Genomic DNA, 14,762 nt, shown 5'->3' on the forward strand with positions numbered 1-14,762 from the left:
ACGTCGTCGTATCCAGATCAGCCGCTGGGCAGGCGCAGCCGTACCAGCACGCCACCGTCGACATTGCCGATACGCAACTCGCCGCCATGCAGGCCGGCCACCTCTTCGACGAAATTCAACCCCAGGCCGGTGCTTTTGCGCCCACTGGACGGGCGCGGCAACGAGTAGAAGCGCTCGCACAGGCGCGGCAGGGCAAATTCGGGAATGGGCTCGCCCTGGTTGAACAGTCGAAGCTCGGTGTAGGTTTCGTGACGCTCGGCAGAAAAGACCAAACGCCCGGCGGGCGGTGTGAAGTCCAGCGCATTCTCCAGCAGGTTGGCGAGCGCCTGGCCGAGCAGGAACGCCTCGCCACTGACCGTGCAGTCCGGCGCGATGTCGTTACCAACCTGCAGGCAGGCGGCCTGGATCCGCGCGGCCTGCCCCTGGAGCAGTTCCTCGACCAGGTCACGCAGGCCCACTTCGACACGCTCTTCCAGCCCCTGGCGCTGTTCGACCACGGCCAGGTTGAGCAGTCGCTCGATCAGTTGCTGCAAACGCTCGCTCTCCCTGGCGATGTTGCCGACGAAGCGTTGGCGCTGCTCGACCGGCATCTCGCCTTCGAGCAGCTCGGCGGCGCCACGAATGGCGGCCAGCGGGCTTTTCAGCTCATGGGTCAGGGTATGCACGTAGCGCTCGACGTAGGCCTTGCCCTCCAGCTCGGTGCGCATCTTCTGTACCGCCTCGGCCAGTTGGGTCAGCTCGCCGCCGCGCAATGCGGGCAGCTCCGCGCGTTCGCCAGCGCTGACGGCCCGTGCGTAGCGGGTCAGCTTGCGCAGCGAGCCGCTGAGCCACCACGACAGCGCCGCGCCAATCAGCAGGCCGAGGCCGATCAGGCCAGCGCCAAGCCAGGCCAGACGCCGCTGGGAACGCTCGATGTAGGGCTGCAGGGTCTTGTTCGGCTTGGCCACGGAAACCACACCGATGATCTTCCCGCCCTCCTTGATCGGGGCTGCCACGTACATCACCGAGCTGTCTTCATCGGCCGGATCTTCGCGGGTCGAACGGGCACCGTATTCACCGCGCAGGGTCAGGTGGACATCGTTCCAGCGCGAGTAATCCTGGCCGACCGCCTGGCCGCTGGAGTCGAGCAGGACGATGCCCTTGTCATCGGTGACGTAGATGCGGTGGTTGACCGCCTGTTTTTCCACGCCCCAGATCTGCGCCCGCGGCTGGCGCCGGCCATAGGCCTCGAGCAGGGTCGGCAGGCGGCTGTCGGCCAACTTGCCGTTCTTCACGTCGTCCTTGAGGATTTCCGCCAGCAGGTTGGCGGTATCGACCAGCGTCTCCTCGGTGGACTGGCGCACGCCGGGGCGGATTTCGTCCATCACCGTGCTGAGCACGAACCAGCCGGCCAGGCCGACGAACAGGAAATAGACCAGGAAAATGCGAATGCCCAATGGCATGGCGATCACGCGTCCCGAGGGCTGTAGCTGTAGCCGAGGCCACGATGGGTCTGGATCGGTTCGGCATCCGCCGCGACCAGCCGCAACTTGGCGCGCAGGCTCTTGATGTGGCTGTCGACGTTGCGCTCGTAGCCGGCATCGCTGGGCACACCCAGGGCGTCGAGCAACTGCTCGCGACTGAACACCCGCTCCGGCTGGCCGAGCAGCGCCTGCAACAGGCGGAACTCATGGCGGGTCAGGGCCAATGCCTGCTCGCGGTAATGGATCAGCACACGCTGCTCGTCGACCCGGAACGGTCCAACCGCACGGTTCGCCGGCTCAACCACGCGCGGCGCCATGCGCTTGAGGATGGCCCTGACCCGCGCGGCCACTTCACGCGGGCTGAAGGGCTTGACCACGTAATCGTCGGCGCCGATCTCCAGGCCGACCACGCGATCGATCTCGGCATTGCGCGCCGTGAGGAACAGCACCGGCACCTCGGAAAAGCGGCGCAGGCGCTTGCAGGCCTCGAAGCCGGTAATGTCCGGCAGGCCCACGTCGAGGATGATCAGGTCGGCAGGCGCCTGCTGCTGATGCGCCAAGGCGGCCTCGGCAAGGTTGAACCAGGCCGTGGTGAAGCCCTCGCCCTGCAGGGCGTAGATCAGGGTATCGGCAATCGCGGCTTCGTCTTCGACAATCAGAATGTGCGGCATGGCATCCGTGCATCGGCATACAGAAGCGGCAACGGTGCCCGATGCCGGGGCCGAGAGTCAATCAAGGCTCATGCCGTAGCGCCCTCGCCGACGCTCAATGCTTTTCCTTGATCCGAAACGAGTAACCACGGGTGACGTAAAGCCCGGAAACGAACAGCAACAGCAGAACACCCCATGCGACCAAGTCCTGCATGGCGATACTCCTCGCGAAGTGGGTAGGCCAGTCAATCGACTCGCCACGCTGCGCTTTCGTTCAAGCAATCGTATCGAAGCGCCGCACGCGTGCAGACGGCCGGCCCCGTCGCGGCCTTATCCGAACAGCGCCCCGCCTCGCGTATCGATTCCCAGCCACAGCTCCTCGACATGCTTGAAGCCCCACTCCTCCGCGGACTCGCGCCCGACGATGCGATCGCGCCCGACCAGCTTCGCCAGATCGATCACTTCCTGGGCGATGGGCACTTTCGAACGCGCCGAGAAGAACACCTTGACCCGCGGCGTCAGCAACGACTGGGCATGCTGTTCCAGCACCACGCCCAGGCGCCCGCTCTCCAGCCGCACCAAGGCGCCGACCGGGTAGATGCCGACGGATTTGACGAACGCCTGGAACACCCGCTCGTCGAAATGTCCCTTCCACTCGGCCATCTTGCGAATCGACTCGGCCGGGTCCCAGCCTTTCTTGTAGGGACGATCGGAGGTGATCGCATCGTACACATCGCAAACCGCGCCCATGCGCGCGAACAGGCTGATCTGCTCGCCCGCGAGGCGATGGGGATAACCGCTGCCGTCCATTTTTTCGTGGTGGTGCAGGCACACGTCCAGGACCAGCGCACTGACCTGCCGGCTCTCCAGCAACAGGCGGCCACCGGATTCGGGATGACTGCGCATGGTGCTGAACTCGGCATCCGACAGGCGTCCGGGCTTGTTGAGGATGGCATCCGGAATGGCCATCTTGCCCACATCGTGCAGCAGGCCGGCGATTCCGGCCTCGCGCACCTGCTCGTCGGGCAACTCCAACTGCCGGGCCAGGGCGATCATCAGCGCGCAGACGGCCACGGAATGCATGTAGGTGTATTCGTCGGAGGTTTTCAGGCGCGCCAGGCTGATCAAGGCGTTGGGATGACGCAGGATCGACTCGGAAATCTCCTCGACCAGCGAGCCGACCTGATCCAGGCGCACCGCCTGGCCCATGCGTGCGTCGCTGAACATCTCGACGATGGCGGCCTTGGAACGGGCACAAAGCTTCTGCGCCCTCTCCAGTTCCTGGTCCAGGGGCACGCGCGCAGGCGGCATCCGGCTCCCCGCCGCCAACAGGCGTGCCTCGGCCTCGGCACTGACTTCCTCGACCGACTGGCTGGCCTGGCCAGGGGCGATATCCACGCCTTTGTCGGCATCGATCCAGACTTCGCTGATATCGGAAGCATGGATGCGCTGCAAATCCCGTTCGGTCTTGAGCAGGAAACTGCCTTTCCAGAACGGATGATCCATCCATGAGCCACAGAACTCATGGATGTACATGCCGAGGCACAACTCGGACACCGCGATACGTTTGAGCACTATGGATGCGACCATTGCAGCATTGGTTGGAGCATCATAATCACGCATCACAGCACCGGCATAGTGCCAGTAGTCCAATGTCCGCTGCATGAAAGCCGATGACGCTTGGTTATGATGAGGGCCGTTTTCGTGTCGAGTGGACCTGCCATGCGTCGACTATTCAACGCTTGCCTCATCCTCCTGCTGATCCTGATCAACACGTTGCTGCTGATAGGCCCTTTGCTGCTGCTCGCCCTGCTCAAGCTGGCGATGCCCGGCAAACGGCTAAAGACAGCCTGCTCGCACGGCGTGATGTGGGTGGCGGAAACCTGGGCGGAGATCGATAAGCTGATCTTCGCGGCCCTCACGCCGACGCGCTGGGACATCCGCGGCGGTGAAAGCCTGCGACCGGACAGTTCCTACCTGGTCATCAGCAACCACCAGTCCTGGGTCGACATTCCCGCGCTGGTCCAGGCGTTCAATCGCAAGACGCCCTATTTCAAGTTCTTCCTCAAGCAGGAACTCATCTGGGTGCCGTTTCTCGGCCTGGCGTTCTGGGCCCTGGACTACCCCTTCATGAAACGCTACTCGAAGGCGTATCTGGCGAAGCATCCACACCTGCAAGGCAAGGACCTGGCCATCACCCGCGCGGCCTGCGAACGCTTCAAAGACCTGCACGTGACCATCGTCAACTTCCTCGAAGGCACCCGTTTCACGCCCGCCAAGCAGGCCGAGCAGAACGCGCCCTACCGCCATCTACTCAAGCCCAAGGCGGGAGGCGTGGCATTCGTACTGGCCGCCATGGGCCCGCAGCTGGACGCCCTGCTCGACGTTACCCTGGTCTACCCGGACGGCAAGGCGCCCGGCTTCTGGGCCCTGATCAGCGGCCAGGTGCCCTGGGTGATCATCGACATCCGCAGTCAGCCACTCGACCCAGCCCTGTGGGCCGGCGATTACCAGCACAATGCACATTTTCGCCAGCATCTGCAGGACTGGGTTGGCCAGCTATGGCGGGACAAGGACGAGCGAATAGAGCGACTTCGGGGCTAGCAGGCCCGTCCTCCTACGCTGTTCTCGAAAGGCATAACGATATAGCGCAATCGCCCAGCAAAGCGGCCCGGGCCAAGCGCCCAAAGCCGCCTCTTTCGGTTAATCTCGACGCTTCCCGGCTTGCGCCACAGGATCATAAATGACCGCTCTGGACCCGCTCCTCATCACCCGCGAATGGCCCGCGCCACACCCTGAACGCCTCCAGCCCTATTCGCGCTACGAGGCACACAAGGCCGGCTTCGACACCCAGGAGCCGTTCCCCCCGGCGTTCCTCGCCCGTCCGGCGCTGGAACGCGGTTTGAAAGTACCCAGCTGACAGACAGCGGGCATTCCACACGGCCATGCGCCACCACCGCCTGCCCGGCGCGGCACGTCGAATATGGCCGTCACCCTTGCCCAACCTTCCCCAAGGAAAAACCAGGAGCTTCAATGAGCACTCGTCACCCCGAACACCCAATCAACCCACTGTTCGCCGAGCGCTGGTCGCCCCGCGCCTTCAGCGGCGAGCCGATCACCCGCCAGCAACTCGACAACCTGCTGGAAGCAGCACGCTGGGCGCCCTCGGCGTACAACGCGCAACCCTGGCGCTTCCTCTACGCGCTGCGCGGCAGCGCCGAATGGGACACCTTCCTCGACCTGCTGCTGCCCTTCAACCAGCGCTGGGCCGCCAATGCCTCGGCGCTGCTGTTCGTGCTCTCCAAGCGCACCTTCGTCGCCCCCGGCAAAGAGCAGCCGGCGCCCTTCCCCAGCCACGCCTTCGACGCTGGCGCGGCCTGGGCCAACCTGGCCAACCAGGCAGCCCATGACGGCCTGGTCAGCCACGGCATGGGCGGCTTCGACGCGGCACGCGCGCGCATCGCCCTGGAAGTGCCTGAGGACTACGAGTTCCAGGCCGCCGTCGCCATCGGACACCTGGCCAGCCCGGACACCCTGCCGGAAGACCTGCGCAAGCGCGAACAGCCCAGCCAGCGTGAACCACTGCACAAGCTGGCCGCCGAAGGGCGGTTCCGTAGCGATATCCTCTGAAACGCGGCCGCCGCCGGTGCTTCCGGCGGCAGTTGCAATCCCGCGAGACGCACTGCGCACCTTGCCGGGGTCGACAGCGGCTTACAGCTCGCCGAACTTCTCCAGCCGCGCCCGCACGATATTGCGGCTGATACCAAGCAGGCGCCCGGTCTGCAACTGGTTGCCATGGCAGAAACGATAGGCCGTGCGGAACAGGACTTCCTCGATATGCTCGTAGAGGTCCGGCAGGTTCTTCTCGTACAACGCATGCAGCGCCGCCTCCAGGCTCACGTCCGGTACCGCGGCGCCGATGCCCTGGACGGACGCATCAAGCCGCTGGCCGGCAGCACCGGAGCGCATCTCCGCCAGGTGCAGGTCGGCCGGTTGCACCAATTGGTTGCGGCACACCAGCAGCGCGTGGTGGATGGCGTTCTCCAGTTCGCGGATATTGCCCGGCCAGTTGTGCATCAACAGCTTGCGCTCGGCCTCGGGACTGAGGCTGGCGCGCTGGTAGCCCAGGCGCTGGCAATGTTCGTTCACGAAGAACTCGGCCAGCGGCAGGATATCGCCAGGCCGCTCGCGCAGCGGCGGCAGACGGATGGTGGCGACGTGCAGGCGGTAGAACAGATCCTCGCGGAAATTCCCCGCCACCACCGCGTCGGCCAGGTTGACGTTGGTCGCCGCCACGACCCGCACGTCGATCGGAATCGGCGTACGCGAGCCCAGCCGCACCACCTCGCGCTCCTGCAGCACCCGTAGCAGCTTGACCTGCATGGACAGCGGCAGGTCGCCGATCTCATCGAGGAACAACGTGCCGCCATTGGCGGCCTCGAACCAGCCCGCCTTGTTGCTGGTGGCCCCGGTGAAGGAGCCTTTCTCGTGGCCGAACAGTTCGCTCTCCACCAGGCTTTCCGGGAAGGCGCCACAGTTCACCGCGACGAACGGCGCCTGGTATCGGCGACTCAGGTGGTGCACATGGCGCGCCACCAGTTCCTTGCCGGTCCCGGTCTCGCCCATGATCAGCGCATTCGCCTCGCTGGGCGCCAGCCGCTCGATACGGTTGAGCAATTCCTGGGAACGCGGGTCCTTGAACACCAACACGGTGGCGCGCACCGACTTGGTCAGTTCGCGGGCCTGGGGGTGGGTGATCAGAGACATATCGGCGAACCCGTGTGGAGCATGGAGAGCACCATGGTGCACGATCTATTTATATAAAAAAAATCTTAAATACTTATTTATATATTCAATATAAATATAAACAGTTCATTGCTTCCAGAGCAGCAAGCCAGCAGCAGCCATTGTTGCCAGAGCAGTAACCAGGGGACTTCCTGAATAACTTTCCGAGAAATGAAAGTTCATTGGTTTCAACCAGTTAAGTCTTTATATCGCGCGCCCTAACGACCCGGTACGGTTGTTGCGATAGTCCTCGTGCGACCTCACCAGCACGAGTCGCCCACGACACGACAGCCACGAGACAAGCTGGGTGGACCCGGCTTGGATCACGCCGCATTGAGGGCAATATGTTCAAACCTCACACCCTTTCCATCGCGATTGCCTGGTCTCTCGGCGGACTGGCCAGCATCGACCTGCCGGACGCGCATGCCAGCGAAACCACGGACACCCGCGCCAACGCGGAGGAAAACGCCAACCCGACCCTGGCCAAAGTCACGGTCACTGCGCAAAAACGGGAAGAGACCCTGCAAGAGGTGCCTTCCTCGATCTCCGTACTGAGTGGCGACAAGGTGCGTGACAGCGCGTTGCAGTCGGCCAATGAAGTGACCCAGTTCATCCCCAATGCCTCGGCGGGCACCAGCGAGGCCCATGGCCGCCCACGCTGGTGGATACGCGGCCTCGGCACCGGCGACCAGGGCGCCAATACGGTCAGTCCGGTGGGTATCTATGTCGATGACGTCTATATCGCCAACATCAGCGCCACTGGCTTCCCGCTGTTCGACCAGGAGCGTGTGGAAGTGTTGCGCGGCCCGCAGGGAACCCTGTGGGGCAAGAACACCACCGGAGGTGCGATCAACTTCATCTCGCGCAAGCCGACCTTCGACCGCTCGGGCTATTTCAAGGTGGGTTTCGGCAGCTATGCCGACCGGGTCGTCGAGGGCGCGGTGAGCGATGCGCTGGTCGACGAGCGCCTGGCCGCACGCCTGTCGTTCCGCCACCAGGGCCGGGATGGCTACAACGAGAACCTGGCCGACAACGACAGCCAGGGCGCCCTCGAAGACAGTGCCGCGCGCCTGCAATTGCTGGCACGGATCAACGACGAACTGGAGGCCAACCTCAACCTTCACGCACGCCGCTACCACGACACCGCCGGCTACAGCACGGTCAACTACGGACTGCGAGCGGATGGCGGCAATCAGTTCGGCTACCAGGTCGATCCCAAGCAGGGCGAGGTCAACTACAACGCCACGTATAAGGCGAACGTCGAGCAGACCGGCGGCAACCTCAACCTGGACTGGCAGCTTGGCGAGCTGGAGCTGACCTCGATCACGGCCTTCGAGCATTTCGAACGCGACGGTCTCAGCGACGGCGACAACACCCCGCTGGAACTGCAGCGTAGCTACAGTTACGCCGACAGCCAGCAGTGGTCGCAGGAACTGCGCCTGGCCTCGCCACGCGAGAACCGTCTCAACTGGGTGCTCGGTTTCCACTACTTCTACGAAGACCTGGCGTCCCGCAACGCCAACGCCACCCTGGACAACACCTACGTCTCGCGCAGCTACAACAACGTCAGGTATGACCAGCAGAGCGAAAGCTACGCCCTGTTCGGCAGCGCCACCTATCACTTCACCGACGACTTCAACCTCACCGCCGGCCTGCGCTGGACCCGCGAACGCAAGGACATCGACCTGATCCGCCACGCCAACCAGGGCGAAGCCAGTTTCACCGGCGGCGACTGGTGGAAGATCGGCAGCATCGGCACGCCGCTGGTGGTCACCGCGACCCAGGATGACAGCAATACCTGGAGCGACTGGACCTACGACCTGACCCCGGAATACCGCCTTTCCGACAACGCCCGGGTGTATTTCCGCTATGCCTACGGCTTCCGTTCCGGCGGCTATAACGCCGGGGTCACCAGCCAGGAGACAGTGGCCACGGTGAACCCGGAATACCTGACCTCCTACGAGTTGGGCCTCAAGTCCGAATGGTTCAATGGCCGGCTGAACGCCAATGCCGCCGTTTTCTACTACGACTACGAGGACATCCAGCTCAACATCGTCACCGCCGTGAACAACCAGACCGTCTCGCGCCTGGCCAACGGTGCCCAGGGCGAAGCCTACGGCGCCGAATTCGAACTGGAGGCCATCCCCCTGGAGAACCTGCGCCTGAACTTCGCCGTCGGCCTGCTACATACCGAGTTCACCGACTACACCTCGGGCAGCGACGACTTCTCCGGCAACAAGTTCGTCCGTGCGCCGAACGTCTCGGCGGTGCTCGGCGCCGACTACCGAATCCCGCTGGACATCGGCGGTGCGCTGATCTTCGGCACCGACTGGAACAGCCGCAGCCGCCAGTACTTTTTCTCCAACAACCAGACCCAGAGCATGCGCAGCGGCGGCTATACCCTCGGCAATGCCCGGGTCACGTGGGAACTACCGGGGGAAACCACGCGCATCACCGCCTATGCCAACAACCTGACCGACAAGGCGTACCGCAACCACACCCTGCCCGGCGGCTACCAGAGCGCCGGGGTGATGTTCGGCGACCCGCGCACCCTGGGCCTGTCCGTCACCACCGAATTCTGATGCCACGGCGGTGGCCCTCAGGCCGACCGCCTCGACGAGGTCATGTCCATGCCTGCACCCCTTTTCCCATCGCTATGGCGCCGGCTGGCGTGGCTGGCGCTCGCCCTGGCCAGCGGCCAGGCGCTCGGCGAAACGCCCAAGAGTCTGCGCATCGCGACCGTGGCCTATGTCAACGCCGGCCAGACCACCTTCAACGGCCCGGCCGAAGTGATCGCCCGCGACCAGTGGCTGGAGCGACAACTCGCCGAACGCGGTATCCAACTGCAGTGGGTGCCAGCCGCCACTGCATCGGTCGGCACCTTCGTCAACGAGGAATTCGCCAACAGGCGCATCGACTTCGCCTTCTACGGCGACCTGCCGTCGATCATCGCCAATGCGTCCGGCGTATCGACCCGCCTGGTCGCCCCCGGCGGCAGCGGCAACCATGTCTACCTGGTGGTTCCACCAGACTCGCCGGCACACTCGATAGAGGACCTCAAGGGCAAGCGCATCGCCCTGCACCGCGGACGCCCGTGGGAGTTGTCGTTCGCCAAGTTGCTCGACGCGCACGGCCTGGACTTCAAGGACTTCCGTATCTTCAATCTGAATCCCCAGGCGGGCAGCGCGGCCCTCAGCGCCGGTCGCGTCGATGCCTTCTTCACCCTCAGCGACGCCTTCCTGCTGGAAGACAAGCAGGTCGGCAGGATCATCTGGTCAAGCAAACAGGCACCCCGTGACTGGAAGATGCGCGCCGAACTGTGGGGCGCCAGCGACTTCATCGAGCAGCAACCCGAGCTGACCCAACTGGTGGTCACCGCGTACCTGAAGGCTGCGCACTGGAGCGCCCAGGAAAGCAACCGGGATGCCTACCAGGGCTACCTGTCCAAGTCCGGCCAGCCACTCAGCGTGCTGCAGCGCGAAGCGCAAGGCGAAGCCTGGTCCAGCCATTTCAGCCCCCTCTACGACCAGCCGCTGCGGCAACACTATGCCGATGCCATCGCCTACAGCCACAAGGCCGGGCTGATCCGTGGCGAGGTGGATGCCGAACGGCTGCTCGAACCGAAGTTCGTCGAACAGGCCTTGCGCCAACTGCAATTGCAGGACTATTGGCAAACCGACTGATCCCCCTGCAACACCCCTCGCAACGCCCCTCGACCAGGGGCGTTTTGCATCGTGCGGCGCTCTTCCCGGGCAGTCATCGATTGACGACACAACGCGCATTGCTGCTCCAGCACCACACGACAAGCAGCCGTTGCCGACGGAGCAGCAAGCGCCCCTCCAAACGATCGCCACGAACGTCTGCAAGCCAGTAAATACGGGGCCTTTGGCCAATGGCACAGGCCTTGCTCTGGCTATTGCGTCAACGCTTTCAACACCCTGGGAACCACCATGAAACATCAAAGAGAATTCAACAAGACGCACCTGGCCATCGCACTGTCCAGCACACTGGCGCTGCCCGCCGGGACACTCCAGGCAGCCGAGCAGGACACGGCCCTCGACACTGTCGTGATCCAGGGCAAGAACGCCACCGAGGACACCTATATCGGCGACAGCAAGAAGGAAGTCGTCGCCGAGTCGCGGGGCACCTTGAGCAAGGCGCAATTGGAAAAGTTCGTCGGTCTCGACAGTGCGGTCACCGGCGCACTCAAGTACCTGCCCGGCGTCCACTCCAGCGGTGGCGATTCATCCGGCATCACCGAGGGTGGCCTGAGCATCCGCGGCTTCGCCCAGGACCAGATCGGCTTCACCCGCGACGGCGTGCCGATCAACGACCCGCAATACCTCACGCCCCACGCCGACTTCTTCGGCGATCCGGAAAACTACGATTCGGTCAGCGTCTCCTACGGTTCCGCGTCGATCAACGCGCCGACCCTGACCGCCAGCGGCGGCAGCGTGCAGATCAAGAGCGTCGCGCCGACCAAGGAAAGCGGCCTGCTGCTCAAGCAGAGCATCGGCAGCGACAGCCTGCTGCGCACCTTCGCCCGGGTCAACACCGGCGAGTACAAGGGCTTTTCCGCCTGGTTTTCCGCTTCGCGGACCACGGGCGAGCTGTGGGACGACAGCGATGGCGAGCTGTCATCCAACCGCTACGAGGGCAACCTGCAATACGAGTGGGGCAACGGCAACCGCCTCAATGCGATCTTTTCCAGCTTCCTGATGCGCACCAACAGCTACAAGAACCCGACCCTCGCCGAGTACCGCGCCAACGACTACGACAGCGGCCATGCCAGGGACATCTTCCCCACCAGTGGTGGCACCAATGGCGTCGCCGACATCACCATCCCTGGCGACAGCGCGGCCGCCTCGCGCTCCGACTTCAAGATCCAGACCTACGCCCTCAACGGCCTGTTCAACCTCAGCGACCGCGTCCAGTTGCACATCGACCCCTACTTCGTACGCGTCACCGACGGCACCGCCGCGGTCGCCATGGTGCCGGTCTCCGAGAGTGGGCTGAGCAACGACCTGAACGGCGACGGCGACAGCCTCGACACGGTCAGCGGGGCCTTGTCGGTCTACCCGACCCAGTACCGCATCGGCTCGACCAACAGCCTGGACATCACCCTCAACGACACGAACACCCTGCAGCTCGGCCTGTGGAGCGACTACACCCATGGCCGCAACCAGATGCGCGTGGTCGGGATCAAGGACAACGGTAAACCGACCAGCATCGACGGTAGCACGCCGTTGCGCTACGGCAATGGCAGCCCGCTGGACTACACCGACCAGAGCAACAAGATCACCACCCAGAAACTGTGGGTCCAGGACACCTGGAACATCCGCCAGGACCTGACACTGATCGCCGGCCTGGCCTGGCAACACACCGAAAACGACGGCGACGACCACCTGACCGGCTTCCGCGACAGCGTCGATTACCAGCGCTTCCTGCCCAGCCTGAGCCTCAGTTGGCAGCGCGACGAGCACAACCAGTTCTACTACAACACCACCTCCAACATGCGCGTGCCGGCGGTGGCCTCGGTCTACGGGCGGATCGACGGCAGCGCCAAGCAAAAGCCGGAAGTCACCTGGAACCAGGAGCTCGGCTGGCGCTACGCCAGCGATGCGCTGCTCCTCAACGCCGCACTGTTCTACGACAAATTCAAGGACCGCCAGGCCTCCTATGAGCAGGTCAGCGGGGTTACCTCCTACTTCAACGCCGGCGACGCCACCATCACCGGCCTGGAGCTGGCAGCCAACGGCCAGTTGCCCGCCAACTTCAACTACTTCGCCTCCTGGACCTGGCTGCACGCGATCCAGGACGACGACTACAGCGCCGACGGAGCGACCATCGACACCTCCGGCAAGCAACTCTACGACACCCCGCGCCACCTGCTCTCGGCGGGCATCGGCTACGACGACAAGACCTTCTACGCCAACTTCCTCGGCCGCTACACCGGCAGCTTCTACGGCGACCTGGCCAACAAGGAAAAGATCGGCGGCTACACGGTATTCGACCTCAACCTCGGCTATCGCCTGAACAACCTCGGCGCGGCCCTGAAGAACGCCACGCTGACCCTCAATCTCAACAACGTCTTCGACAAGCAGTACCTGTCCGGGGTGAATTCCGGCTCGGTGTCCGCAGACCCGGCCGACGCCGCTTTCTACGACGCACCGCAGTACTACAAGGGCGCGCCGCGCTCGCTGGTCGCCGGCATCTCGATCGAGATCTGATCATCCGAATCACCGCCTGGGCACGCCCCGGGCAGGGAGCAGAACATGAGCTACGACTACCTGATCGTCGGCGGCGGGACCGCCGGCAGCGTACTCGCCAGCCGGCTGTCCGCCGACCCCACGCGGCGGGTGCTGCTGATCGAGGCGGGAGCGGATACACCGCCCGACGACACCCCGGCGGAAATCCTCGACGGCCTCGACCCATTCCGCCTGCGCCTGGAACGGCGCGACCGCTACTTCTGGCCGGACCTGAAGGTATTCCACGGCGCCCAGCCCGAAGGAACGCCGCGCCAGGAGCGCTTCCTGGAACAGGCGCGGGTACTCGGCGGCGGCTCCAGCGTCAACGTGCTGGTGGCCAACCGCGGCCTGCCCCGCGACTATGACCAGTGGGCCGCCCTGGGCGCCACCGGCTGGGACTGGAACGGCGTGCTGCCGTTCTTTCGCAAGGTCGAGCGCGACACCGACTACGACAACGAACTGCACGGCCAGGACGGGCCGATCCCCATCAGCCGGGCCAAGCGCTCGCAATGGACGCCTTTCACCCGTTCGGTGATCGCCGCGCTGGAAGCCGAAGGGCTGCGCGATATCGGCGACCAGAACGGCGTATTCGAAGACGGCTACTTCACGCCGACGGTCAACCTCGAACACGGCCAGCGTGTCTCCGCCGCGCGCGGCTACCTGGACGCCACGGTACGCGCCCGTGGCAACCTGACGGTCTGGAGCGACACCCCTGTCCTCGGCCTGCGCCGCGACGGCAGCCGCATCACCGGCGTCGAGGTGTTGCGCGACGGCCAGCGCCTGGCGCTGGAGGCCGGCGAGACACTGCTCAGCGCCGGCGCGCTGCAATCGCCCGCGCTGCTGCTACGGGCCGGCATCGGCCCGGCCGCACACCTGCGCGACCTGGGTATCGAGGTGGTGGCCGACCGCCCCGGCGTCGGCGAGAACCTCTGGGAGCACACCTCTATCGGCACCCTGGCGGCACTGAGCCAGGAAGCCAGCGAGGATGCCCGCCTGGATGAACCGGGCAGTTCCCACCAGTTGGGCATCCGCCTGTCCTCGGGGGTCGACGCACAGACACCTTCCGATCTTTACCTGGCCATCGGCGCCGATGCCGGCCGCGGTGTCGCCCATGCCCTGTTCTGGCTGAACAAGCCCAGTTCCCATGGCCGCCTGCGCCTGCGCGACAGCGACCCGGGCAGCCTGCCCCTGGTGGATTTCAACCTGCTCTCGGACCGGCGCGACATCCAGCGCATCCAGGCCGCCCTGCGCACCATCGACCGGTTGTTCCAGCACCCGGACCTGGCACGCTATCGCCTCGAACTGCACCTGACGCCGTTCGCCGTGCCGCAACCCGGAGGCCCGGCACTGGCCGAACTGCTGGCCGACGAAGCGGCGCTGGAGCGCTACCTGCGCGAACAGGTGGGCGGCGTCTGGCACCCCAGCGGCACGTGCCGTATCGGCCGCGCCGACGATCCGCTGGCGGTGGTCGACCCAGTGGGCCGGGTGTACGGCGTCGAGGGCCTGCGGATCGCCGATGCCTCGATCATGCCGGTGATTCCCACCGCCAACACCAACCTGCCGACCCTGATGCTCGCCGAGAAAATCGCCGACGCCATCCTGGCCAATGCCTGAGG

Annotated in this window: 11 protein-coding genes; 7 read left to right on the top strand and 4 right to left on the bottom strand. The window is 64.6% G+C overall.

Features of this window, described 5'->3' with window-relative positions; all coding sequences use genetic code 11:
• Positions 1-17: 17 nt before the first annotated feature.
• From creC to ACSZPK_RS13370, 3 genes are all read right to left on the bottom strand, one after another.
• Positions 18-1,442 (bottom strand): two-component system sensor histidine kinase CreC, encoded by a 1,425-nt coding sequence (gene creC, locus ACSZPK_RS13360; RefSeq protein WP_437881953.1) that lies wholly within the window; start codon positions 1,440-1,442, stop codon positions 18-20.
• A 5-nt stretch (positions 1,443-1,447) separates the two neighbouring features.
• Positions 1,448-2,134 carry a two-component system response regulator CreB gene (creB, locus tag ACSZPK_RS13365; protein WP_437881954.1) on the bottom strand — a complete coding sequence of 229 codons (687 nt, stop codon included), beginning with the start codon at positions 2,132-2,134 and terminating at the stop codon, positions 1,448-1,450.
• Between the two features lie 309 nt (positions 2,135-2,443).
• A complete protein-coding gene (locus ACSZPK_RS13370; protein WP_437882014.1) occupies positions 2,444-3,688 on the bottom strand; it encodes an HD-GYP domain-containing protein in 1,245 nt (414 codons plus the stop codon).
• Between the two features lie 147 nt (positions 3,689-3,835).
• Between ACSZPK_RS13370 and ACSZPK_RS13375 the strand changes: the two genes are divergently transcribed.
• The 3 genes from ACSZPK_RS13375 (at position 3,836) to ACSZPK_RS13385 (ending at position 5,743) form a co-directional block, all read left to right on the top strand.
• Positions 3,836-4,717, top strand: a complete 882-nt coding sequence (locus tag ACSZPK_RS13375; protein WP_437881955.1) for an acyltransferase — start codon at positions 3,836-3,838, stop codon at positions 4,715-4,717.
• 139 nt (positions 4,718-4,856) lie between these two features.
• Entirely contained in the window at positions 4,857-5,033 is a 177-nt protein-coding gene (locus ACSZPK_RS13380) for a hypothetical protein (protein WP_437881956.1), read from the top strand.
• Positions 5,034-5,146: 113 nt separating this feature from the next.
• Positions 5,147-5,743 (top strand): nitroreductase family protein, encoded by a 597-nt coding sequence (locus tag ACSZPK_RS13385; protein WP_437881957.1) that lies wholly within the window; start codon positions 5,147-5,149, stop codon positions 5,741-5,743.
• 81 nt (positions 5,744-5,824) lie between these two features.
• On the opposite strand, the gene ACSZPK_RS13390 is transcribed toward ACSZPK_RS13385, so the two are convergent.
• Positions 5,825-6,880, bottom strand: coding sequence for a sigma-54 interaction domain-containing protein (locus ACSZPK_RS13390; protein WP_437881958.1), 1,056 nt, complete (start codon positions 6,878-6,880; stop codon positions 5,825-5,827).
• 362 nt (positions 6,881-7,242) lie between these two features.
• Between ACSZPK_RS13390 and ACSZPK_RS13395 the strand changes: the two genes are divergently transcribed.
• The 4 genes from ACSZPK_RS13395 (at position 7,243) to ACSZPK_RS13410 (ending at position 14,760) form a co-directional block, all read left to right on the top strand.
• A complete protein-coding gene (locus tag ACSZPK_RS13395) occupies positions 7,243-9,480 on the top strand; it encodes a TonB-dependent receptor (RefSeq protein ID WP_437881959.1) in 2,238 nt (745 codons plus the stop codon).
• A 48-nt stretch (positions 9,481-9,528) separates the two neighbouring features.
• Positions 9,529-10,581, top strand: a complete 1,053-nt coding sequence (locus tag ACSZPK_RS13400; RefSeq protein WP_437881960.1) for an ABC transporter substrate-binding protein — start codon at positions 9,529-9,531, stop codon at positions 10,579-10,581.
• 267 nt (positions 10,582-10,848) lie between these two features.
• A complete protein-coding gene (locus ACSZPK_RS13405) occupies positions 10,849-13,128 on the top strand; it encodes a TonB-dependent receptor family protein (RefSeq protein ID WP_437881961.1) in 2,280 nt (759 codons plus the stop codon).
• A gap of 45 nt (positions 13,129-13,173) precedes the next feature.
• Positions 13,174-14,760, top strand: coding sequence for a GMC family oxidoreductase (locus ACSZPK_RS13410; RefSeq protein ID WP_437881962.1), 1,587 nt, complete (start codon positions 13,174-13,176; stop codon positions 14,758-14,760).
• The last annotated feature ends 2 nt before the right edge of the window (positions 14,761-14,762 follow it).

Source organism: Pseudomonas sp. LRF_L74 (assembly GCF_965644255.1).
In the GTDB taxonomy this organism is placed as follows: Bacteria; Pseudomonadota; Gammaproteobacteria; order Pseudomonadales; family Pseudomonadaceae; genus Aquipseudomonas.

Bases quoted from the DNA above. Each gene is read 5' to 3' on its own strand.
- creC (WP_437881953.1), bottom strand. From the start codon at position 1,442: ATGCCATTGGGCATTCGCATTTTCCTGGTCTATTTCCTGTTCGTCGGC.
- creB (WP_437881954.1), bottom strand. From the start codon at position 2,134: ATGCCGCACATTCTGATTGTCGAAGACGAAGCCGCGATTGCCGATACC.
- ACSZPK_RS13375 (WP_437881955.1), top strand. From the start codon at position 3,836: ATGCGTCGACTATTCAACGCTTGCCTCATCCTCCTGCTGATCCTGATC.
- ACSZPK_RS13380 (WP_437881956.1), top strand. From the start codon at position 4,857: ATGACCGCTCTGGACCCGCTCCTCATCACCCGCGAATGGCCCGCGCCA.
- ACSZPK_RS13385 (WP_437881957.1), top strand. From the start codon at position 5,147: ATGAGCACTCGTCACCCCGAACACCCAATCAACCCACTGTTCGCCGAG.
- ACSZPK_RS13390 (WP_437881958.1), bottom strand. From the start codon at position 6,880: ATGTCTCTGATCACCCACCCCCAGGCCCGCGAACTGACCAAGTCGGTG.
- ACSZPK_RS13395 (WP_437881959.1), top strand. From the start codon at position 7,243: ATGTTCAAACCTCACACCCTTTCCATCGCGATTGCCTGGTCTCTCGGC.
- ACSZPK_RS13400 (WP_437881960.1), top strand. From the start codon at position 9,529: ATGCCTGCACCCCTTTTCCCATCGCTATGGCGCCGGCTGGCGTGGCTG.
- ACSZPK_RS13405 (WP_437881961.1), top strand. From the start codon at position 10,849: ATGAAACATCAAAGAGAATTCAACAAGACGCACCTGGCCATCGCACTG.
- ACSZPK_RS13410 (WP_437881962.1), top strand. From the start codon at position 13,174: ATGAGCTACGACTACCTGATCGTCGGCGGCGGGACCGCCGGCAGCGTA.